The organism is Streptomyces sp. NPDC046716 (genome assembly GCF_040645755.1).
Classification (GTDB): domain Bacteria; phylum Actinomycetota; class Actinomycetes; order Streptomycetales; family Streptomycetaceae; genus Streptomyces.
In genome coordinates this window covers 14,937-36,247 of sequence record NZ_JBEYYU010000080.1, presented here as the reverse complement: position 1 = coordinate 36,247, position 21,311 = coordinate 14,937, and the positions used below count along the sequence as shown (strand labels likewise).

Annotated in this window: 15 protein-coding genes; 11 read left to right on the top strand and 4 right to left on the bottom strand. The window is 72.5% G+C overall.

Translation table 11 applies throughout. The annotated features are described in order from the left end of the window. Positions 1–152 precede the first annotated feature (152 nt). Positions 153–1,253 (bottom strand): nitronate monooxygenase family protein, encoded by a 1,101-nt coding sequence (locus ABZ930_RS37160; RefSeq protein ID WP_361558462.1) that lies wholly within the window; start codon positions 1,251–1,253, stop codon positions 153–155. A gap of 167 nt (positions 1,254–1,420) precedes the next feature. Between ABZ930_RS37160 and ABZ930_RS37155 the strand changes: the two genes are divergently transcribed. Beyond that, positions 1,421–3,199 carry a serine hydrolase gene (locus tag ABZ930_RS37155; protein WP_361558459.1) on the top strand — a complete coding sequence of 593 codons (1,779 nt, stop codon included), beginning with the start codon at positions 1,421–1,423 and terminating at the stop codon, positions 3,197–3,199. Positions 3,200–3,220: 21 nt separating this feature from the next. On the opposite strand, the gene ABZ930_RS37150 is transcribed toward ABZ930_RS37155, so the two are convergent. Further along, complete coding sequence (locus tag ABZ930_RS37150) at positions 3,221–4,273, bottom strand: LacI family DNA-binding transcriptional regulator (RefSeq protein WP_361558456.1); 1,053 nt, start codon at positions 4,271–4,273, stop codon at positions 3,221–3,223. A 327-nt stretch (positions 4,274–4,600) separates the two neighbouring features. Between ABZ930_RS37150 and ABZ930_RS37145 the strand changes: the two genes are divergently transcribed. The 10 genes from ABZ930_RS37145 to ABZ930_RS37100 are packed head-to-tail and all read left to right on the top strand — an operon-like array spanning position 4,601 to position 17,341. After that, the gene (locus tag ABZ930_RS37145; protein WP_361558453.1) at positions 4,601–5,872 is read left to right on the top strand and encodes an extracellular solute-binding protein; all 1,272 of its coding nucleotides are present in this window, start codon (positions 4,601–4,603) and stop codon (positions 5,870–5,872) included. Positions 5,873–5,883: 11 nt separating this feature from the next. Then, positions 5,884–6,840, top strand: a complete 957-nt coding sequence (locus ABZ930_RS37140; protein WP_361558450.1) for a sugar ABC transporter permease — start codon at positions 5,884–5,886, stop codon at positions 6,838–6,840. Further along, complete coding sequence (locus ABZ930_RS37135) at positions 6,827–7,708, top strand: carbohydrate ABC transporter permease (RefSeq protein ID WP_361558447.1); 882 nt, start codon at positions 6,827–6,829, stop codon at positions 7,706–7,708. The genes ABZ930_RS37140 and ABZ930_RS37135 overlap by 14 nt, the downstream gene beginning before the upstream one ends. 34 nt (positions 7,709–7,742) lie before the next feature. Then, positions 7,743–8,507 (top strand): 3-oxoacyl-ACP reductase family protein, encoded by a 765-nt coding sequence (locus tag ABZ930_RS37130; RefSeq protein ID WP_361558444.1) that lies wholly within the window; start codon positions 7,743–7,745, stop codon positions 8,505–8,507. Continuing rightward, positions 8,495–10,285, top strand: a complete 1,791-nt coding sequence (locus tag ABZ930_RS37125) for a heparinase II/III family protein (protein WP_361558441.1) — start codon at positions 8,495–8,497, stop codon at positions 10,283–10,285. Before ABZ930_RS37130 ends, ABZ930_RS37125 begins: the two co-directional genes overlap by 13 nt. Position 10,286: 1 nt before the next feature. Then, on the top strand, positions 10,287–12,275 hold the full coding sequence (locus tag ABZ930_RS37120) for a hypothetical protein (protein ID WP_361558438.1): 1,989 nt from the start codon (positions 10,287–10,289) through the stop codon (positions 12,273–12,275). Further along, positions 12,272–12,889, top strand: coding sequence for a DUF624 domain-containing protein (locus ABZ930_RS37115; protein ID WP_361558435.1), 618 nt, complete (start codon positions 12,272–12,274; stop codon positions 12,887–12,889). Before ABZ930_RS37120 ends, ABZ930_RS37115 begins: the two co-directional genes overlap by 4 nt. After that, positions 12,889–13,977 carry a right-handed parallel beta-helix repeat-containing protein gene (locus tag ABZ930_RS37110; protein ID WP_361558432.1) on the top strand — a complete coding sequence of 363 codons (1,089 nt, stop codon included), beginning with the start codon at positions 12,889–12,891 and terminating at the stop codon, positions 13,975–13,977. Before ABZ930_RS37115 ends, ABZ930_RS37110 begins: the two co-directional genes overlap by 1 nt. Further along, complete coding sequence (locus tag ABZ930_RS37105) at positions 13,974–16,364, top strand: polysaccharide lyase 8 family protein (RefSeq protein WP_361558429.1); 2,391 nt, start codon at positions 13,974–13,976, stop codon at positions 16,362–16,364. The genes ABZ930_RS37110 and ABZ930_RS37105 overlap by 4 nt, the downstream gene beginning before the upstream one ends. A gap of 2 nt (positions 16,365–16,366) precedes the next feature. After that, positions 16,367–17,341, top strand: a complete 975-nt coding sequence (locus ABZ930_RS37100) for an acetylxylan esterase (RefSeq protein ID WP_361558426.1) — start codon at positions 16,367–16,369, stop codon at positions 17,339–17,341. Positions 17,342–17,354: 13 nt separating this feature from the next. Here ABZ930_RS37100 and ABZ930_RS37095 read toward each other — a convergent pair whose 3' ends face one another. Together ABZ930_RS37095 and ABZ930_RS37090 are read right to left on the bottom strand one after the other, a co-directional pair. Then, positions 17,355–18,899, bottom strand: a complete 1,545-nt coding sequence (locus ABZ930_RS37095) for an NAD(P)/FAD-dependent oxidoreductase (protein WP_361558423.1) — start codon at positions 18,897–18,899, stop codon at positions 17,355–17,357. Positions 18,900–19,010: 111 nt separating this feature from the next. After that, positions 19,011–21,266 carry a serine/threonine-protein kinase gene (locus ABZ930_RS37090; protein ID WP_361558420.1) on the bottom strand — a complete coding sequence of 752 codons (2,256 nt, stop codon included), beginning with the start codon at positions 21,264–21,266 and terminating at the stop codon, positions 19,011–19,013. Positions 21,267–21,311 lie beyond the last annotated feature (45 nt).

The following is a 21,311-nucleotide window of genomic DNA, read 5'->3' as shown; positions in this document are numbered from 1 at the left end:
CTCGGTGGTCCGCGCCGAGGAGATCCGTCCGGCCACCTCGAGCGCGCGGGTGCCCTGCTCGCAGGCCGCCCCTGAAGGGCGAGCGGAGCTCGCTTCAGGGGCGCGGGGAACTGCGCGACCAGCCACGATGAGAGCCGCACCCGGGAGACGGGCTACCGTCCCGCGATCCGGTTGATCCTGTCGATGGCCTTCTCGAAGTCGCGGGTCAGCTCGTCGAAGACCGCCTGAACGCTCCGCTCCTCGTTCATCCGGCCCACGATCTGCCCGACGGGCGTCCCCAGCAACGGCTCCACCTCGTACTTCTGGATCCGGGACACCGCCTCGGCGACGAGCAGCCCCTGCAACGGCATCGGCAGGGTGCCGGGACCCGCCGGGTCGTCCCAGGCGTCGGTCCACTCGGTCCGCAACTGACGCGCGGGCTTGCCGGTGAGGGCACGCGAGCGCACCGTGTCCCCGGACCCGGCGGCGAGCAGCTTGCGGGTGACGGCCGGGGAGTGCATGTCGGCCTCGGTGGTGGTCAGCCAGACCGAACCGAGCCAGACGCCCTGTGCGCCGAGCGCCAGCGCGGCGGCGACCTGCTGCCCGCTGCCGATGCCGCCGGCGGCGAGGACCGGCAGCGGGTCCACGGCCTCGACGGCCTCGGGCGTGAGCACCATGGAGGCGATCTCGCCGGTGTGTCCGCCGGCCTCGTAGCCCTGGGCGACGACGATGTCGATGCCCGCCTCCGCGTGCTTGCGGGCGTGCCGGGCGCTGCCCGCGAGCGCGGCGACGAGGACGTCGTGCTCGTGGGCGCGGGCGATGACGTCGGCCGGGGGCGAGCCGAGCGCGTTGGCGAGGAGCTTGATCGGATAGTCGAAGGCGACGTCGAGCTGGTTGCGCGCGACCTGTTCCATCCAGCCGGTGATCCGCCAGCCGGACGCCTCTCCCTCCGCGAGTTCGGGCACGCCGTACTTGGCGAGGGTGTCGGTCACGAACTGCCGGTGGCTCTCCGGGATCATCGCCTCGACATCGGCCTCCGTCACGCCCTCGACCTTCTTGGCGGGCATGACGACGTCGAGTCCGTAGGGCCTGCCGCCGGCGTGCTCGTGCAGCCAGTCGAGGTCGCGTTGGAGTTCGTCGGGTGCCGTGTAGCGGACCGCGCCGAGGACGCCGAGACCTCCGGCCCTGCTGATGGCCGCGGCCACCGCGGGAAACGGTGTGAAGCCGAAGACGGCGTGCTCGATCCCCAGTTTCTTGCTCAGCTCCGTCTGCATGCGCGCAGGATGCCGCAGCCGACCGGACGACGGAAGGGGTTTTCTGATGCAGCGTCAGATTCTTTACAGGGTGGGCACGAAGCCCGGGTGGTTGACACGGGGCAGCCCTGACATGAATCTTTCAACCGTCGTGGTGGATCCCGAAAGATACTTTCAGGAGGCTGTTGATGAGCTCAGGGGACCAGGACAGATCACGGACCGGACTCACCCGGCGCGGACTCGGCGCCGCTGCGCTCGCCCTGGGCGGGGCGCTCGCTCTCGCTCCGTTCCCCGCGGGCCCCGCCGCGGCCGCGGAACAGAAGCGGCGCCCGACCCTGCGCCGCGGCTCCCCCGAGCGCGCGGGACTGCTCGCCGGCCATCTGCGCCAACTGGTCGCCGACGCAGAGAAGTTCCTCGACCCCTCCCCCAAGCACCCGTGGTACGCCGGCGCGGTGCTGCTCGCGGGGCGCGGCGGCACGGTGGCCCTGCACCAGCCGATCGGCAAGGCGGTGCGGTACAAGCACTACGACGACGTGACCGACACCGGTGTCGAGTTCCCGGCCGCCGAGCAGATCGACATGGCCGAGGACACCGTCTTCGACCTGGCGTCGGTCTCCAAGCTCTTCACGTCGATCCTCGCCGTGCAGGAGATCGAGCGCGGCGGTCTCGAACTCGAGGCGAAGGTCGCCACGTACCTGCCGGAGTTCGCGGGTGCGGGAAAGCAGGACGTGACGATCCGTCAACTGCTCACCCACACATCCGGTTTCCGCTCGTGGATCCCGCTGTACAAGGAGCCGACCCGCGAGGGGCAGCTGAAGCTCATCTGGAACGAGGCGCCGCTCAACCCGCCGGGCAGCACCTACCTCTACTCCGACCTGAACCTGATCTCCCTCCAGCTCGTCCTGGAGAAGCTCACCGGCAGCACGCTCGACGTCCTGCTGCGCGAGCGGATCACCGGTCCGCTCGGCATGACCCGCACCCGCTACAACCCGCCGGCGGACTGGCGGCCGAAGGTCGCGGCGACCGAGGACGCCCGCGCGCCCTGGTCGGGCCTGGACCGCGGGCTCGTGTGGGGCGAGGTGCACGACGAGAACGCCTACGGGCTAGGCGGCGTCGCGGGGCACGCCGGCGTCTTCTCCACCGCCTGGGACCTGGCCGTTCTCGGCCGCACCCTGCTCAACGGCGGGGAGTACGGCCGCGCGCGCATCCTCTCGGCCCGGTCCGTGGAGCTGATGTTCACGGACTTCAACCAGGCGTTCCCCGGCGACGAACACGGTCTCGGCTTCGAGCTCTACCAGCACTGGTACATGGGCGCGATGGCCACCCCGCGCACCGCGGGCCACACCGGATTCACCGGGACCTCGATCGTCCTCGATCCGACGACCGACTCCTTCCTCATCGTGCTCGGCAACTCCGTGCACCCCGTGCGGAACTGGCGGTCCGGATCCGCTCCCCGGGTCGCCGCGGGCACCCACATGGCGCGCGCGGTCGCGGTCCGTCCCGCGCACGGCCGCACGGCCTGGTTCGGTGGCACGGCGAGCGCCGCCTCCGCGACGCTGACCCTGCCGGACCTGCGGCTGGCCTCGCCGGACGCGCGCCTGACCTGTTCCCTGTGGTGGGACACGGAGCCGCGTTCCGACCTCGTGTTCCTGGAGGTGTCGACGGACGGCGGTGCGGCCTGGAAGGCCCTCCCCTTCACGACCGATCGCACGGACACCCACCCCTCCGGCACCGTGGACGGCTACGCGGGCCGCACCTGGCACCGCCTGGAAGCGGACCTCGGCGGCTTCCACCCCGCGTCGCTGCGCGTGCGCTGGCGGTACACGACGGATCAGCTGTACGTGGGCCGCGGGGTCTACGTGGACGGCATCCGGGTCACCGACGGCCGCCGCGTCGCCTTCGACGAGGCCCGGCCCGCGGACTCGGCACGGATCGAGGCGGTGGGCTGGACGCCGTCCGGGGACTGATCGGGCCCCCGCCCGGACGTGTCACCACGCGGCCGGCGCCGGGGCGGTCGACTCGCGGACGACCAGGCGGGGCCGGATGAGCAGCGAGCGGCCCGCGCCGGACGTCGTCTCGATGCGGGAGCGCAACTGCTGGAAGGTCTCGGCGGCCATCTCGGGGAGCGGCTGGCGGACCGTGGTGAGCGGCGGCTCGAAGAGCTCGGCGAGCAGGATGTCGTCGAAGCCGACCACGGAGACCTCGCGGCCCGCACTGACCCCGGCGTCCCGGGCGCCCCGGCAGATCCCGATCGCGCACATGTCGTTGACGGCGACGAACCCGGTGGGCGGCTCGGGCGCGGCGAGCAGGTCGCGGGCCGCCGCCCGGCCGAGCTCCGCCGACTCCTTGTCGCCGAACTCGCTGGTGGCGGCGCCCGGCCAGACCACCGCCGTGGCCGGGTCGACACCGGCCTCCTCCAGCGCGGCGCGAAAGCCGCGCAGCCGCTCGCGCCGGTTGACGCTGCTGACCGAGCCCGAGACGAACGCCAGTCTGCGGTGGCCGAGTTCGAGGAGATGACGGGCGGCCAGCTCGGCGCCCATCGCGTTGTCGACGCTGATGCTCGAGAGCGACGAGGGGTCCCCCGACTGCGCGGCGCGGTCGAACGCGACCATCTTCAGGCCCCGCTTGAGCAGCGGCGCCACATGGTCGAGCGTGGGCAGCGAGGAGCACAGGACGACCCCGCTGACGCCGTCGGCGAGCAGTTCCTCGCTGTACTTGAGCTCCCGCGCCGGATCACGCTCACTGTTGCAGAGCAGCACGTGGTAGCCCTCGGCGAGCGCGACCGCCTCCAGCTCCCTGGCGAGTGACCCCCAGAAGGGGTTGGCGACGGACGGGACGATCAGGCCGATGACCCGGATCCGGCCCGTGCGCAGCATGCGGGCCGCGCGGTTGGGCCGGTAGCCCAGGGTCTCGATGACCTGCTCCACGCGGGCGAGCGTCGCGGGCTGCATGCGGTCCGTCCGCCCGTTGAGGACGTTCGACACCGTGCTCGCCGACACCCCTGCCGCCTGCGCGACTTGATGGATCGTTATCCCGGTCAACGCCGTGCCACCTCCGGCTCGTCACGTCACTGTAGTCAACAGTGTACCGATTTACTAGACGAGCAACATCGGCTCTCTCTCGCCAAGTTGGCGTAACAGCCCGGAAAGATTCTTGTGCTCGGGCGGTTGACGGCTCACAAATCCCGTTCCTAGTCTCAGTGCATCGATTTACCGAGGGCCCACCCCCATGCCGGGCTTCACACCGCCTCCCAAAGGCTTCACTTCATCGCATGTCGTCGCACCCTTCACTGCATCGGTGCACCTCTCGACCTCTCGACCTCTCGACCTCTCGACCACCTCGCATCCTCGCCTCTTAAGGGGTGTCCCATGGAACTCACGAGACGATCGCTGCTGGCCGCGCTCGGCGCCGGCACGGCAGCGGCGCTCACCGGCTGCGCCGCAGGATCCGACGCGGGCGGCTCGGCCGACGGCCCTGCCCAGGGGGAGATATCCCTGCTCACCCCCATCTACGAGGGGGCGGACGGCAAGCGGCTCCTGGAGGGGAAGATCCTTCCGGCGTTCCGGAAGAAGTACCCGGACGTCACCGTCAAGGTCGACTACACGACGTACACCCAGCTCAACGAGAAGATCACCACCGCGCTCGCGGGCGGTCTGCTGCCGGACGTGCTGATGATGGGCGTGGGCTGGATCCCGCCGTTCGCGGCGAAGAAGGTGCTCGCCGAGCTGCCCGAGTCGCTCGTGGCCGGGCACGACTACGAGGACCGGGTCCTCGAACCCTCGCGCTACGAGGGCAAGTTGTACGCCCTGCCGACGGTGATGGCGACCCGGCTGGTGGCCTACCGCAAGGACCACTTCGCCGCCGCCGGCATCAAGAGGCCCCCGGAGACCTTCGCCGAGCTGCGCGCCATGGCGAAGGAGCTGACCAAGGGCGACCGCAAGGGCATCGACCCGTTCTCCATCGACCTGCGCCAGTGCTGGGAGACCTTCCTCTACGCGGCCGGCGGCTCGCTGTTCAGCGCCGACGGCAAGAAGCCTGCGTTCACCGGCGAGCGCGGCGTGGAGGCGCTCCAGATCTTCAAGGACCTGCAGAAGGACGGCTCGGCCGACTACGGGCAGAAGACCGAGGGCGACGCGGGCGCCACGACCAACCTCCAGCTCGGCAAGGCGTCGATGATGGTGACCGGCAGCGGGCTGTGGAAGCAGCTCAAGGAGCAGAGCCCCGACCTCATCGAGAAGGACCTGATCGGCGCCTTCGTGCTGCGCGGCCGCAAGCCGGCGATGCTGACCGGCGGCACGCTGGTGTGCCAGTCGGCCCGCAGCCAACACGGCGCCGCAGCACGGGCGTTGGTGTCCCACCTCGCCGCTCCGGACAACGTCCTGGCGGCCGCGAAGCAGCGGGAGACGGTGCCCGGCATCACGTCGCTGCGCTCGTCCTCGTACGTGAAGGGCAACGAGCTGGTCGACTTCTCCGTGCGCAATCTCGACAAGGCCTGCGCCGAGGGCGGGACGCCCGCGTGGATGGAGATCCGCGAGAAGATCAAGCCGACGCTCGAACCCGCCATCGTGGGCGGCAGGTCCGCGGCGTCCGCGATCGCCGAACTCGGTGAGCTGGCCCAGTCGGCCATCTCCCGGATCTGAGGGCGGCCGTCATGGGAGCCGTCTCCGTCCTGAAGTCGCGGCCTCCGGCCGCGCGCACCGTCCCACCCCCGCCCGCCCCTCCCGTCCACCGCAAGGGCCCCGGCGCCCGGCGGCGCCGCGCGGGCCTGCTCATGGTGACGCCCGCGCTGCTGCACGCGGCGCTGTGGATCGGGCTGCCGGTGATCGCCGCCGTGTATCTGGCGTTCACCTCGTACGACGTCCTGTCCTCGCCGCGCTTCGTGGGGCTCGCCAACTTCCGGGACATGCTCGGCGACGAGATGTTCCGCAAGTCGATCGTCAACACGGTCATCTACACGTTCTTCACCGTGCCGTTCGGCATGGCGCTCGGGCTGCTGCTCGCGCTGGCGCTGCACACCGGGCTGCGGGCCCGCGGGCTCTTCCGTACCGCGATCTTCCTGCCGCAGGTGACCGCGACCGTCGCGATCGCCCTGGTGTGGCTGTGGATCTACAACCCGCGCAACGGTCTGTTCAACACGCTGCTCGGTCTCGTCGGCATCGAGGGACCCGCCTGGCTGGCGTCGACGGGCTGGGCCATGCCGTCGGTCATCCTCGTCGGGATCTGGCAGGGCATCGGCATGAAGATGCTGATCTATCTGGCCGCGCTGCAGAACCTGCCGAAGGACCTGTACGAGGCGGCCTCGGTCGACGGTGCCTCGCGCGTGCGGCAGTTCTTCTCGATCACGCTGCCGCTGCTCAAGCCCGCCACGTTCTTCGTCCTCATCACCTCGATGATCAGCGCGTTCCAGTCCTTCGACCAGATCTACATCCTCACCGACGGCGGGCCCGCGGGCTCCACGACGATGATGACCTACGAGATCTACAAGTCGGCGTTCCGCGAGTTCCGCGTGGGCTACGCCTGTGCCCAGTCGCTGGTGCTGTTCGTGCTCCTCATGGGGTTCACCCTGGTCAACCGGCGCATCATGGGAGGCAACCGTGGCCACGACTGACATCCGGCGGCCACCGGCCCCCGGCCGCATCGCCCTGTACGTGACGCTGTCCGTGGTGGCGCTGCTGATGGTGCTGCCGTTCCTGTGGATGGTCATCACCTCGCTGAAGACACCGCAGGAGATCGCCTCCGAGCACACCGGACTGCTGCCCGCGCACTGGGACTTCGGGAACTACGTCGACGCGTTCCGGGCGGCGCCGTTCGCGACGTACGCCCGCAACAGCTTCGTCATCGCCCTCAGCCACACGGTGCTGAACGTGGTGTTCGCGTCGATGGCGGGGTACGCGCTGGCCCGGATCCGGTTCCGCGGCTCGGAGTTCCTCTTCTACTGCTTCGTCGGCGCGCTGATGATCCCGACGTACACCAAGGTGCTGCCGGAGTTCCTGATCGTGCGGTTCATGCCGTTCGCGGGCGGCAACGACCTGTTCGGGCAGGGCGGCAGCGGCTGGCTCGACACGTGGTGGGCGCTGATCGTGCCGGGCGCGGTCACGCCGTTCGCGGTGTTCCTGTTCCGCCAGTTCTACCTGGACCTGCCGGTGGAGCTGGAGGAGGCGGCACGCCTCGACGGGCTCGGCGAGTTCCGTATCTACGCCCGCATCATGACGCCCCAGGTCAAGCCGGCGCTGACCACGGTGGCCCTGCTGACCTTCGAGTCGTCGTGGAACAACTTCCTGTGGCCGCTGCTGGTGACCCGCACCGACAGTCTGCGCGTCATCCAGGTCGGTCTGTCGGTCTTCAAGACCGAGAACGGCACGCAGTGGCACTTCCTGATGGCCGGCACGACGCTCGCGACGCTGCCGATGGTGCTGCTGTTCCTCGTCGGCCAGCGGTACTTCGTCCAGGGGTTCGCGCACACCGGCCTCAAGTGACCACCCTCCTCTCCCCCCTTGTGAAAGGTTCCGCATGTCCAGTGATCTTCAGGGTTCCCGTGCGCTCGTGACGGGCGCGGGCCACGGCATCGGCCGGGCCATCGCCGTCGGGCTCGCCGCGGCGGGCTGCGACGTCGCCGTGCACTACCGCAGCTCCGCCGACGCGGCGGAGGAGACGGTCGCCGCGATCGAGGCGCTCGGCCGGCGCGCCAAGGCGTTCCACGCCGATGTCACCGTGACGGCCGAGGTCGACCGGCTGGTGGCGGAGGCCACCGGGTTCCTCGGCGGGCTCGACGTCCTCGTGTGCAACGCCGGCCATCTGATCGACCGGGTCGCCGTCGCCGAGATGAGCGACGAGCACTTCGACCGGGTGCTCGACGCGAATCTGACCTCGACGTTCCGTACGTGCCGGGCCGCGCTGCCGCACCTCGCCGCGTCGTCCGCCGGGCGCATCGTCACCATGTCGTCCCTCGCCGCGCACAACGGCGGCGGCCCCGGTTCCGTCGCCTACGCCGCCGCGAAGGCCGGGATCCGCGGCTTCACCAAGGCCCTGGCCAAGGAGGTCGCGGCGTCGGGCGTCACCGTGAACGCGGTCGCGCCGGGCTTCATCAAGGGCACCGCGTTCCACGACACGTTCACGGCGCCCGAGGCGCAGGAGGCGATGGCGGCTGGCATCCCGCTCGGGCGGCCGGGCACGCCCGAGGACGTGGCCGCCTCGGTCGTGCACCTCGCGTCCCCGGCCGCCGGGTTCCTCACCGGTACGACGCTCGACATCGACGGTGGCGTATGGCCCCGGTGAGGCGGATCCCGCGCGAGCGCGGCGGCTGGTGGCACGCCTACGTCTGCCCGGCGCACGGCGGGGAGCTCGACCACGGGGACCCGCTGTCGGGGCTCTTCCCGGAGGGCGGCGCACTGTGCGCCCGCGGCTGCCGGGTCGACACCCCCGCGGTGCGCGGCGCGTGGACGGTCCTCGCGCACCAGGCGTGGGCGCGCCGCATCCGGGTCCTGGCGGAGGCGGGTGACGACGCCGAGGCGGTGCGGCTGCTCGCCGAGTACGCCGGTCTCTACCAGGAGCTGGCGGCCGACGGGCACGACGGCGCGCAGCCGTGGATGCTGCGCGGCCGGCTCTTCCACCAGGCGCTGACCGACGCGATCTGGGTGGTGAACATCGGGCACGCGGTGTGGACCCTCGCGGAGCGCGGCGCGCCCGGCACCGACACCCTGCTGCCGCTGCTCGACGAGATGGAGCGGGCCGCGCTCGAAGCCCGGAACGTCCTGGTCGACCGCGGCGACCTCGCCTCCAACTACACGACGTGGCTGACGGCTGCCGGGGTCGCGACCGGCCGGGCCGCCGCCCTGGTGCGCGGGACGCCCTGGGACGGTGCCAAGCAGTGGCTGGACGGGCCGCACGGTCTGTCCGCGCATCTGCGGGCGTGCGTGGGCGACGACGGCTGGCAGTGGGAGGGCAGCACGTACTACCACGGCTTCGTGCTGCGGGCCGCGCTGCTCGCCCTGCGCGGCACGGACCCGGCGGCGCTGCCCGCCGACGTCGCCGCGCGGCTCACCGGGATGATCGACGTCCTCGCGGCGCTGGCCACCGACGACGGCGTACTGCCCGCGTTGAACGACGGCCCCTACCGGCGCGTCCCGCTCGCCCTAGAGTGGCTCGAACTGTGCGCGCTGGCCGAGCAGTTCGCGCCCGCCGCCACGCTGACGGCGATCGCCGCGCGGGCCCGCGCCGAGGCGGGTGCGGCGGACGACGGCCTCGACGCGACGACGGCGGGCTGGTTCACGGGACCGGCTCTCCCCGGGCGGGCGGCGCCCGCGCCGGTCACCGTCTTCGAGGACGCCGGGTACGCGGTCCTGCGGGCGGCCGGTGTGCACGCCACGCTGGCCTTCGGGCCGCACGGCGGCTCGCACGGTCACCGCGACAAGCTGTCCCTCTTTCTCCACGGCCGCGCCGCGCCCTGGCAGCCCGACCCGGGCCAGGTTCCTTACGCGCACGACGTGTTCCGGGAGCACTACGCCTCCACCGCGGCGCATCCGGCGTTCCGGGTGGACGGCGCCGAGCAGGCCGAGTGCGCGGGCCGGCTCCTCGCCCGGGACGCGTCCTCGGTCACGTCCGAGGTGACGGACGCGTACGACGGGGTGCGCGCGGTGCGCCGGGTCGCGGCGGGCGCCGGTCATCTGGTCGACGTGCTGACGCTGACCGTCGAGGACGGCACGGAGCGGACGCTCACGGGGCAGCTGCGGCCGGGGGTCGGTCTCGACGTCCAGGTGCAGCCCTCCGGTCCGGTGCGCACGACCTGGTACGGAGAGGACGAGGTGCTGCACGGCTGGCACACGGCGTCGGTGCCGCTGCGGCCGGTGACCCGGCCCGGTCCCGGGCCTGCCGACGATCCTCAACTGGCGCGCTCCTGGGTGGACTTCACGGCACGGACCGCGCGTCTGGTCCTCGTCTCGGTGTACCAGACGGCGGCGCACGGACCCGCGGTGACGGGCGTGCGGCTCACCGGGGACGGCGTGGACGTGCGCTTCGCCGACGGTTCGTCGGCCGTGCACGGGACGGGGGCCTGAGATGCTGCTGTCGGCGACACCGCCCGCAGGGGGCCGCCCGCGCCAGGAGCGCCGGCTGCTGGACGAGGCCGTGCGCCACCGTGACCTCGTCCCGCCGTCCCGGCATCCGATGGCAAGCATCACCTGGCTGGGACCGGCCGCCGCGAACCCGGCGCTCGCCTACCGCGTGACCGGCGACCGGGCCCACCTGGCGGAGGCCGAGCGGTGGATCGAGGCGGCGGTCCGGCTGCCGCACTGGGGCCGCGCCCACATGCCCGACCACGACCTGGACGCGGGCTGGCTGCTGCACGGCCTGTCCCTCGCCCACCACTGGCTCGGCGACGACCTCTCCCCCGACCTCGCCGACCTGCTGCGCTACAAACTCCTCGTCCAGGGGCGGCGGTTGTACGAGTTCGCGGTGGCGACGGAGGGCCGCTGGTGGTCGTCGTCGTACTGGCAGAACCACAACTGGATCTGTTACGCGGGCCTGGCCACGGCGGGGTACGTCCTGGGCCGCGAGGAGTGGACCGCACGCGCCAAGGACAACCTGGGCCGGGTGCTCGACCTGCTGCCCGCGGACGGTTCGCACGCCGAGGGCGTCGTGTACTGGCGGTACGGGGTGCCGTGGCTGGCGATCCACCTGGATCTGCTGGAGGAGTGCGAGGGCCTGGACTGGTGGGACCGGGGCGGGTTCATGGCGCACACCTTCGGCTTCCGGCTGCACCAGTCGGCGCCCGGATTCGCCGAGCAGACCGGGCACGGGGACTGCCACGACCGGCGCAGCGGGCACAGCACGGCGCTGTACCGGCGGCTCGCCGCGCGGTTCGGCATCGGCGAGGCCCAGTGGCTCGCCGATCTGGTGGACCGGGAACTCTTCGACGGGGAGGCGGAGTTGAGCGGCGTCCGGCCGGGGATCCGGGCGGAGGCGTACCTGGACCACCTGTGGCACGATCCGTCGGTCGCCGCGGTCGCGCCGACGGAGACGCACGCGTACTTCCCGGACCTGGGCCTGCTGACGGCCCGTACCGGCTGGGACGACGGGGCGACGTTTCTGTCGTTCAAGGCGGCGCCGGGCGGCGGGCACCAGGCGTGGGAGACGGCGGCGAAGCACCGGGCGGAGCTCGGCTGGGAGACGCTCAACCAGGGGCACCACCATCCTGACGCCGGCTCGTTCGTGCTGACGTCCCGGGGCGCCTTCCTCGCCGTGGACGAGGGCTACAGCAACCGCAAGCGGGCCGCGCACCACAACCTCCTCCTCGTCGACGGCCACGGCTTCGCGGGTGAGGACCGCTACCACGTCTACGAGGGCATGCCCCTCGAACACCGGGCGCGGATGCGGGACGTGCTGGCGGAAGGCGGCTGGGCCCACGGCACCGCGGAGATCGCCGCGATGTACCCGGCCGAACTGGACGTGCGGCGCCTGGACCGCACCCTCGTGTCCACCCCGTCGGGCCGCCTCGTGCTGCTCGACGAGGCCGTGGCCGGTACCGCCCGCACCTGGACGTTCCTGCTGCAGACGGACACGCCGACCGTCCCGGCCGACGACCCGCGGGACCGGCTGATCCGCTCCGGGGACGCCCGGGCAGCGCTGCGGCGCCACGCCCCCGACGACGCCGAGGTCACCTCACGGACGACCGAGGTCGAGGCCAACCCGACCTCCAGCACACCGGAGTTGAGCATCAACCGCACCCTGCACACCCTGCGCGTCACGGCGGCCGACCGGGAGCGGGTCCGCTTCCTGACGACGATCGAGCCGGGTGCCGGGACGGCGACGGCCCGCGCGGTGCCGTCCGGGATCGTCTTCGAGTCCCCGGACGGAACGCGGGAGACCGTGCTCCTCTCCCCCGCCGACCGGCGCATCGACACCCCCGAGGTGTCGGCGGACGCGGCGGCGGTGCTGCTCGCGCCGGGGCACGCCCCGTACGTGGTCGCGGCCACCCGGCTCGCCCTGCCCGACAGCCCCGTGCAGGAATGGTCCCAGCCCTACACCGGAGCGGCGGCCCCACGATGACCCTGTCCCTTCCCGTCGGCTCCGCCGGAGCACGCGGCCGCTTGCTGGGCGCGCTCGACCGGGTGGCCCAGCCCGCCGCCACGGGGGCCGCGTTCACCCTCCTCGCGCTGGGTGTCGTCACCTGGCTGCCCGCGCTCGCCGCGCTCGCGCACACCCTGCAGCGCTGGCGCTCCGACGGCGACAACCGGTCCTTCACCGGGGTGTTCGCCGCGTTTCCCCGCTACTGGCGCACGCTGTGGCGGGACAGCTCACTGCTCGCGGCCGCCGTGGCCGTGCTTGCGGCCAACTCGTATTTCCTGAGCGGCCGTTCGAGTCCGTACGCCTTCCTGCTGCTGGCCGCGCAGGCCGGGATCACGGCGGTCCTGCTCGTCCACTGCACGGCCTTCGCGGCGCACGCCGCCCTCGCGCCCGAGGAGCGGCCGGCCGAGTGGCACCGACGGGCGCTCGCGCTGGCGTTCGCCTCGCCCGCGCGCGGTACCGCCCTGCTCGGCGCGGCCGTCTCCGCCGCGGTCCTCACCCTGCCCGTCCCGCTCGGTCCGCTGCTGTTCGGCCCGAGCGTGCCCGTCCTGCTCGCCCTGCACTTCGCCGCACCGCAACCGGAGAGGTCCTCGTGATGCACAGACCCACCCTGCTCGGCACCCTCGCCCTCGCTCTCGGCGCCTGCACCGCAATGGCGCTGCCCGCCGCACCGGCCTCGGCCGCCTCCTCGTACTACGTGAGCCCGAACGGCAGCGACAGTGCCGCCGGCACGTCGTCCGGCACGCCGTTCGCCACGATCCAGCACGCGCTCGACACGGCGCCGGCGGGCTCCGTCGTCCACCTCGCCCCGGGCACGTATCTCCAGGACGTGGTGACACGTCGCGAGAACGTGACCCTGACCGGACCGGCGACGGCGGTCGTCAAGGGCGCGGGCGACGCCCGCATCGTGCAAGTGCGGCACGACGGCACGGTCCTCGACGGGTTCACCGTGGACGGCCTGTTCGGGTCGTCGGGCAGTGTCGACGGCTACCGCTCCAAGCTGGTCTACGTGATGAGCACGACGCCCGGCAACGGAGTCAACGCCCTCACGATCGCGAACATGACGCTCAGGAACGCCGCCGACGAATGTCTGCGGCTGCGCTATCTGATCACCGGCGCCGACGTCCACGACAACACGATCGGCGACTGCGGTGTCGCCGACTTCAAGTTCGGCGGAGGCGGCAAGAACGGCGAGGGCGTCTACCTCGGCACGGCCCCCGAGCAGCAGGGCGCGAACGGCGCGCCGGACGCCGCCGCCGACGTCAGCAGGAACAACCGCATCCACCACAACACGATCGCCACGCGCGGCAACGAGTGCGTCGACGTGAAGGAGAACTCCACGCACAACTACGTGGAGTACAACGACTGTTCGCAGCAGCGGGACCCCAGCTCGGGCGGGCTCGACGCGCGCGGCAACGGCAACATCTTCCGGTACAACACGCTGCACGACAACACGGGCGCGGGTGTCCGGCTCGGCGGCGACACCGCGACCGACGGCATCGACACCCAGGTCTACGGCAACACGATCACCGGCAACGCGGGCGGCGGTATCAAGGTGATGCGCACCCCGCAGGGCCCGGTGTGCTCCAACACGATGAGCGGCAACACGGGCGGCGACGCGGTGGGCACCTACGGCACCGACTACGCTCCGACGGCCCTGTGCCCGGCCGGGGCCGCCCGGTGAACACCAGCCGCCGCACCGTCCTGGCCGGCACCGGCGCCTCCCTCGCCGCCCTGGCCCTTCCGACGCCCTTCCTGTCATCCGCGCACGCCGATGATGACAACACCGCGCTTCTGCGCGGCCGTTGGCACACCCTGCTGACCGGCGGCACGGGGCTCGACACCACGGAGCCGCGGATCGCCGCGGCCGTCGCCCGCATCGACCGGGCGGCCGTGAGCGCGGCGAAGGGCCTCGATCCGTCCCGTACGGACGGCCTGTGGCCGGACCTGACGAGCACCTCCGTCTCGAACCACGTCACCACGTCTTTCAAGCGGCTCGCGACGATCGCCACGGCCTGGGCCGTGCCGGGCACGGGCCAGTACGGCGACGCGGCGCTCGCCGAGCTGCTCGGCCGGGGCGTCGACTGGATGCTGGAGCACCGCTACGGGCCCGGCCACGAACGCTTCGACAACGACTGGGACTGGGAGATCGGCTGCGCCCTGGCCCTCAACGACACGGCGGTGCTGCTGTACGACGTCCTCGGCGCGGACCGGCTGACGCGGATCACGGACGCCGTGGGCCACTACACGCCCGACCCGAACCTGTGGCGCGCAGACCGGCAGATCGCCACGGGCGCCAACCGCGTGTGGATCTGCACCGTCGTGGCCGTGGCCGCCGTCCTGCGCGGCGACGGCGACGACCTCGCCCGGGTGCGCGACGCGCTGTCGGACGTGTCGGGCGGCGGCGCGAACAGCGTGCTCGCGTTCCAGGACGACGGCGCGGGCACCGGGGAGGGCTTCTACTCCGACGGCTCGTTCCTCCAGCACTACAAGCACCCCTACAACGGGGGCTACGGAAAAGAGCTGTTGGGCAATCTGTCGCGCCTGCTGAACCTGCTCGCCGGAACCGACTGGGACGTCACGGACCCGGACGTCGCGAACGTACGGACGTGGGTGACCGACGGCTTCGAACCGCTCATCGCGCGCGGCGACATGCAGGCCGGGGTGTGCGGCCGGGAGGTCGCCCGCTCCAGCAAACAGGGTCACGTGGCGGCGCAGACCGTGATCGAGGCGGTGCTGCGGCTGCTGCCCGGGCTGACGGGCGACACCGCGGACCGGTTCGCGGCACTGGTCAAGCAGTGGATCACCGAGGACACCTTCCGTGACTTCCTCGACGTCACGGACCTCACCTCGCTGGTGGCGGCGCAGCGGCTCCTCGCGTCCGGGACCAGGCCGCGCGGCACCCTGGTGACCCATCGCCAGTTCCCGCGCATGGACAAGGCGATGCACCACCGTCCCGCCTTCGCCCTCGGCATCAGCGCCTACTCCACCCGCGTCTACAACTACGAGTCGATCCAGAACGAGAACCTGCACGGCTGGCACCTCTCCGACGGCATGGTGCTCCTCTACGACGACGACCTCGGCCACTACAGCGAGGACTACTGGCCGACCGTCGACCCGCTGCGGCTCGCCGGGACCACGGTCGTCGCCGCACGCCCCGCCGACGCGGCGGGCCAGCGCACCACGAGCACCGCGGACTGGGCCGGCGGCGCCGTGCTGCCCGGGACGACGCTCGGGGCGTACGGCATGGAGCTGCGCGCGTTCGGGAGTTCGCTGGGCGCCTTCAAGAGCTGGTTCTGCCTCGACGACGTGATCGTGCACGTCGGCTCGGGCGTCTCGGCCGCCGCCGGGCCCGTCGAGACGATCGTGGAGAACCGCAAACTCAGGGATCCGGCGGCAGAGTTGACCGTCGACGGGGTGCGCGCGCCGTCCGACGCCGGCTGGTCGGCCACGTACGAGGGCGCCCGCAGCGTGCATCTGGCGGGGACCGGCGGCTATGTCTTCCCGCGCCCCACCGCGCTGCGCGCGCTGCGTGAGCAACGCACCGCCACCTGGCGGGACATCAACGTCAAGTACGGCACGGACACCCCCGTGACCCGGCCGTACCTCACGCTCTGGCAGGACCACGGCACCGCGCCGTCGGGGGCGGGCTACTGCTGGCTGCAACTGCCGGGGGCGTCGGCGGGGCGGACCGCGCGGGCCGTGCTCGCCCCGCCGGTGACCGTCGTCGCCGCGTCGACGGCCGTGCACGCGGTGCGGCGGGCGTCCGACGGGCTGTTCGCCGCCAACTTCTGGGCGGCGGGCCGGGCCGGGGAGCTCGGTGCGGACGGTCCCGCCTCCGTCCTGGTCCGGGCGCGCGAGCAGCGGTTCGAGGTGGCGGTGAGCGATCCGACGCAGCTGCGGGACCGGATCGTGCTCGACCTCGACCTGCCCGGCCACACCGTGCGGCGGGCCGATCCCGGAGTCCGCGCGGTCCGGCGCGGCGCGGGCACCCGGATCACCGTCGACACCGCGGGACTGCACGGCGCGACCGTCTCCCTGACCCTCTCCCGTACCTCTTCCAGGAGCTGACCTTGCTGTTCGACATGACGCTCGACCGGCTGCGTGAGTACCGCCCCGCGCCGGAGGAGCCCGCGGACTTCGACGCGTTCTGGCGCAAGACGCTGGACGACGCCGCCCGGCACCCGCTCGACGCCCGGTTCGTGCCGTACGAGACCGGTCTGACGACGGTGGACGTGTACGACGTGACGTTCAACGGCTGGGGCGGGCAGCCCGTCAGGGCCTGGCTGCTGCTGCCCCGCGGGCGCACCGGCCCGCTGCCGGCCGTCGTCCAGTACATCGGCTACAACGGCGGCCGGGGCATCCCGTACTCCTGGCTGACCTGGAGCGCGCTCGGTCACGCGCACCTGGTGATGGACAACCGGGGCCAGGGCGGCGGCGGCAAGAACACCGCGGACACCCCGGACATCGCTCCCGAGGGCCACGGCTCGTCGTCGCCGGGTTTCCTCACCCGCGGCATCGAGGACCCGCACCGGCACTACTACCGGCGGCTGATCACCGACGCGGTGCGGGCCGTCGACGCGGCCCGCGCCCACGAGGCCGTCGACCCGTCACGGGTCGCGGTGCTGGGCGGCAGCCAGGGCGGAGGACTCGCCCTGGCCGTGGCGGGGCTGCGCGACGACGTGGCGGCGACGATCGCGGACGTACCGTTCCTGTGCCACTACCGGCGGGCCTCGCAGATCACGGACAACGGCCCGTACGCGGAGATCGCCCGCTTCCTCTCCGGGCACCGGTTCGGCGTCGAGGCGGCGATGGAGACCCTGTCGTACGTCGACGGGGTCAACTTCGCGGCGCGGTCGACGAGTCCGGCCTGGTTCTCGGTGGGCCTGATGGACCGGATCTGCCCGTCGTCCACCGTGTTCGCCGCCTACCACCGGTACGCGGGGCCCGCCGAGATCGAGGTGTTCCCCTACAACGGGCACGAGGGCGGCGCCGAGTACGACCTGCCGCGCAAGATCTCCGCGCTGCGGGGCGTGTTCGGCGCCTGACCCCGCGGTCGGGTCAGCGGCCGAGCACCGCCATCGCCGCGTTGTGCCCGGGGATGCCGCTGACCCCGCCGCCCCGGACCGCGCCCGCCCCGCACAGCAGCACGTTGGCGTGCGCGGTCTCGACGCCCCAGCGGCCCGTGCCCTCCTGGGCGTAGGGGAAGGAGAGCTCCCGGTGGAAGATGTTGCCGCCGGGCAGCCGCAGCTCCCGTTCGAGGTCGAGGGGGGTCTTCGCCTCGATGCAGGGGCGGCCTTCGGCGTCCTCGGCCAGACAGTCCTCCAGCGGTTCGGCGAGGTGGGTGTCGAGCTGGGCGAGGGTGGCCTTGAGCAGGGCGGTGCGGGCCGTGTCGTTGTCCGCGGTGAACAGCCGGGCCGGTGTGTGCAGTCCGAAGAGGGTGAGTGTCTGGTAGCCGCGTGCGGCCAGGTCCGGGCCGAGGATCGTGGGGTCGGTGAGGCTGTGGCAGTAGATCTCCGAGGGCGGCGCGGACGGGAGCGACCCGGCCGCGGCCTCGGCGTGGGCCGTCGCCAACTGGCCGTATCCCTCGGCGACATGGAAGGTTCCGGCGAACGCCTCGCGCGGGTCGACGGAGGTGTCCTTCAGCCGGGGCAGCCGCTTGAGCAGCATGTTGACCTTGAGCTGAGCGCCCTCGGCCGGGGGCGGCGGGGTGTCGCCGAGGAGCCGGGCGAGGTGCTCCGGGGAGGCGTTCACGAGGACGTGGCGGGCGGCGATGGTGCCTTCGGTGTCGCCGGTGCGGTAGGTGACCTCGGCGTGCTGTCCGTCGGTCTCGACGCGGGTGACCTCGTGACCGGTGCGCAGGTCGGCGCCGGAGGCGCGGGCCGCCGCGGCGAGGGCGTCGGTGAGGGCTCCCATGCCGCCGACCGGGACGTCCCAGTCACCCGTGCCGTTGCCGATCACGTGGTAGAGGAAGCAGCGGTTCTGCGCGAGACCGGGGTCGTGGGCGTCGGCGAAGGTGCCGATGAGCGCGTCGGTGAGGACGACTCCGCGCACCAGGTCGTCGCTGAAGTGCTCCTCGATGCCGACGCCGATGGGCTCGTCGAAGAGCAGCCGCCAGGCGGCCTCGTCCGCGACGCGGGTACGCAGTTCGTCACGGGTGGGCAGTGGCTCGGTGAGGGTGGGGAAGATCCGTTCGGCCGCGTGCCGGGTCGTCTCGTAGAAGCGGTTCCATGCCGTGTACTCGCGGTCCGTGCCGGTGAGACGGGCGAAAGCCGCACGGGTCCGGTCGGCGCCGCCGCCGACCAGGAGGCCGGTGGCGCGCCCGTCGCGGACGGTGGGGGTGTACGAGGAGACGGTGCGGGTGCGGACCGCGAAGTCGAGGTCCAGGTCACGCACGATCTTCTCGGGCAGGAGGCTGACCAGGTAGGAGTAGCGGGACAGGCGGGCGTCCACGCCGGTGAAGGGGCGGGTGGAGACGGCGGCGCCTCCGGTGGCGCCGAGGCGTTCGAGGACGGTGACGGTGCGGCCTGCGCGGGTGAGGTAGGCGGCGGCGACCAGGGCGTTGTGGCCGCCGCCGACGATGACTACGTCGGTCCGGGTGAGCATGGCTCTTGGTAGCACGGGGGTGTCCGGGACAGCCAGGGTGCGGCCCGTGTCCCGTCGCGTGGCCTCGACGGGCGGGCCGTCACGGGGCAGGAGGGCTCTGGGAGAAAGGCCCTAGCCGCGCCGCCGCCGGGCCGCCACCCTGCGGTACAGCTCCGTCGCCTCCGGGCCGCGGCCCAGTTGCTCCAGGCAGTGGGCCTCGTCGTTGCGGCTGGTCAGCGCGTCGGGATGGGACTCTCCCAGCACCCGTTCCCGGGCGTCCGCCACCGTGCGGTACTCGGTGAGCGCGTCCTGCCAGCGGCCGAGCCAGCCCAGTCCGACCGCGACCTCGCGGCGGCTGACGAGGGTGTCGACGTGGTCGGGGCCGAGCACCCGCTCACGGATCGCGCAGACGTCCCGGGCCTCGGCCAGGGCCTCCTCCCAGCGGGCCAGCCGGCCGAGATTGACGCCGAGGCCGTGCCGGGCGCGCAGCGTCTCGGGATCGTCGGGGCCGCTGACGCGGATACGGTCGTCGATCAGATCGCGGTAGAGGGCGAGGGCTTCGGCGCTGCGGCCGAGGCGGCCGAGGCCGATGCCGACCTCGTAGCGGGCCGCGAGGGTGTCGGGGTGGCCGGGCCCGAGGGTTTCCGCGCGGACCGCGGCGACCTCGCGGTAGATCTGCAGGGCGTCGCTCCAGCGGCCCAACCGGCCGAGGGTGTAGCCGACTTCGCACCGTGTGACGAGGGTGTCGGGATGGTCGGGGCCGAGGACCCGGGCGCGGGCCTGCGCCACCTGGCTCGCCATCCGGTACGACTCCTCCAGACGGCCCAGCCGGCTGAGGTTGAAGGCGAGGTTGTGCCGGCAGCGCAGGGTGTCGGGGTGGTCGGGCCCCATCGCGCGCTCGCGGGCCGCGAGAACCTCGGTGTACACCTGGTGCGCCTCGGAGTGCCGCCCCAACGTGCCGAGGACGTAGGCCACTTCCTGCCGGGCGCCCAGCGTGTCCGGGTGCTCGGCGCCGAGGACCCGGGCGCGGCCCTCCACCACACGCCGGTACTCGTGCAGCGCGTCCGTGGCGTGGCCGGTGCGGCTGAGGCTGAACGCGGCCTCGTAGCGGCTGGCGAGGGTGTCGGGGTGGTCGGGGCCGAGCGCGTGTTCGCGTGCGGCGGCGACGGACCGGTGCACCTCACCGGCCTCGGCCCAGCGGCCGTGCCGGCCGAGGCTGAGCCCCGCGTTGTGCCGGGAGACGAGCGTGGCCAGCAACTCCGGTGCCGGGTCGGGGCGTTCGGCCGGGTCCGGGCGGGCCGTCGCGGGTCCCGACGGGCGCGGGATCCATTCGCCGGAGAGGCCGGCCGCGGTGTCCGGCGGGGTGACGCGCAGACCGGCGCCGCCGGTGGCCTTGTGGCCGGTGGTCATGCCGCGGGTCCAGGACGGCAGGCGCGGTTCCTGCGGGGGCCGCGGCGGGCGCACCGCCTGTGTCGCGGCGTACGGCACGATCTGCGGGGCCCGCACCGTGGGAACGTAACCGCTCCGCCCGGCCGCGATGCGCCGGCCCACCTCGCGTGCGTCGCGCGGCCGTTGGTCGGGTTCCTTGGCGAGCAGGTCGAGGATGATCCGCTCGACGTACGCGGGCAGCTCGGGGCGGTGGCTGCGCGGCGGCTCGGGCTCGGTGTCGCGGTGACCGACGAGCACGGCCCAGGCGTCGTCCAGGTCGAACGGGGGCGCGCCGGTGGCGATCTCGTAGAGGACGCAGCCCAGGGAGTACAGGTCGCTGCGCTCGTCGACCTGGGTGCCGCCGATCTGCTCGGGCGACATGTAGTGCGGGGTGCCCATGGCGATGCCGGTGCCGGTGAGCCGGGCGGTGAAGCCGATGTCGTGGCCGAGCCGGGCGATGCCGAAGTCGCAGATCTTGGCGGTGCCGTCGGTGAGCCGGACGATGTTCGCCGGTTTCAGGTCGCGGTGGACGATGTCCTGTTCATGCGTGTAGGCGAGTGCGGCGGCGATCTGCTCGGCGACGTCGACGACCTCGTCCACGGCGAGCGGATGGTGCCGGTTCTCCTCCAGGAGCTGGCTGAGGTTCTTGCCCTCCAGGAGCTCCATCACCAGATAGAGGATGCCCTCGTCCTCGCCGAAGTCGTGCACGACGGTGATGCCGCGGTGCTGGAGTCCGGCGGCCACCCTGGCCTCTCTGCGGAAGCGCTCCCGCAGGATCCGGGTGAAGGACTGGTCGCGCTGCGGTCCGAGCGGCTTGAGGCACTTCACGGCGACGTGCCGGCCCAGCGACTCGTCCCGCGCCCGCCACACCTCGCCCATGCCGCCCCGGCCGATCCGGTCGAGCAGCCGGTACCGCCCGTGGATCAGCTTTTCGTCGCGGGTCTCCCTCAACTCCGGCATCGTCCGCCATCGCCCCCGTCGGCTCGCTCCCGCGCCCTCCCCGGG

Excerpts from the sequence above, each read along its gene's own strand:
- ABZ930_RS37145 (WP_361558453.1), top strand. The coding sequence starts at position 4,601 with ATGGAACTCACGAGACGATCGCTGCTGGCCGCGCTCGGCGCCGGCACG.
- ABZ930_RS37115 (WP_361558435.1), top strand. The coding sequence starts at position 12,272 with ATGACCCTGTCCCTTCCCGTCGGCTCCGCCGGAGCACGCGGCCGCTTG.
- ABZ930_RS37090 (WP_361558420.1), bottom strand. The coding sequence starts at position 21,266 with ATGCCGGAGTTGAGGGAGACCCGCGACGAAAAGCTGATCCACGGGCGG.
- ABZ930_RS37120 (WP_361558438.1), top strand. The coding sequence starts at position 10,287 with ATGCTGCTGTCGGCGACACCGCCCGCAGGGGGCCGCCCGCGCCAGGAG.
- ABZ930_RS37110 (WP_361558432.1), top strand. The coding sequence starts at position 12,889 with ATGCACAGACCCACCCTGCTCGGCACCCTCGCCCTCGCTCTCGGCGCC.
- ABZ930_RS37125 (WP_361558441.1), top strand. The coding sequence starts at position 8,495 with ATGGCCCCGGTGAGGCGGATCCCGCGCGAGCGCGGCGGCTGGTGGCAC.
- ABZ930_RS37140 (WP_361558450.1), top strand. The coding sequence starts at position 5,884 with ATGGGAGCCGTCTCCGTCCTGAAGTCGCGGCCTCCGGCCGCGCGCACC.
- ABZ930_RS37130 (WP_361558444.1), top strand. The coding sequence starts at position 7,743 with ATGTCCAGTGATCTTCAGGGTTCCCGTGCGCTCGTGACGGGCGCGGGC.
- ABZ930_RS37160 (WP_361558462.1), bottom strand. The coding sequence starts at position 1,253 with ATGCAGACGGAGCTGAGCAAGAAACTGGGGATCGAGCACGCCGTCTTC.
- ABZ930_RS37095 (WP_361558423.1), bottom strand. The coding sequence starts at position 18,899 with ATGCTCACCCGGACCGACGTAGTCATCGTCGGCGGCGGCCACAACGCC.
- ABZ930_RS37155 (WP_361558459.1), top strand. The coding sequence starts at position 1,421 with ATGAGCTCAGGGGACCAGGACAGATCACGGACCGGACTCACCCGGCGC.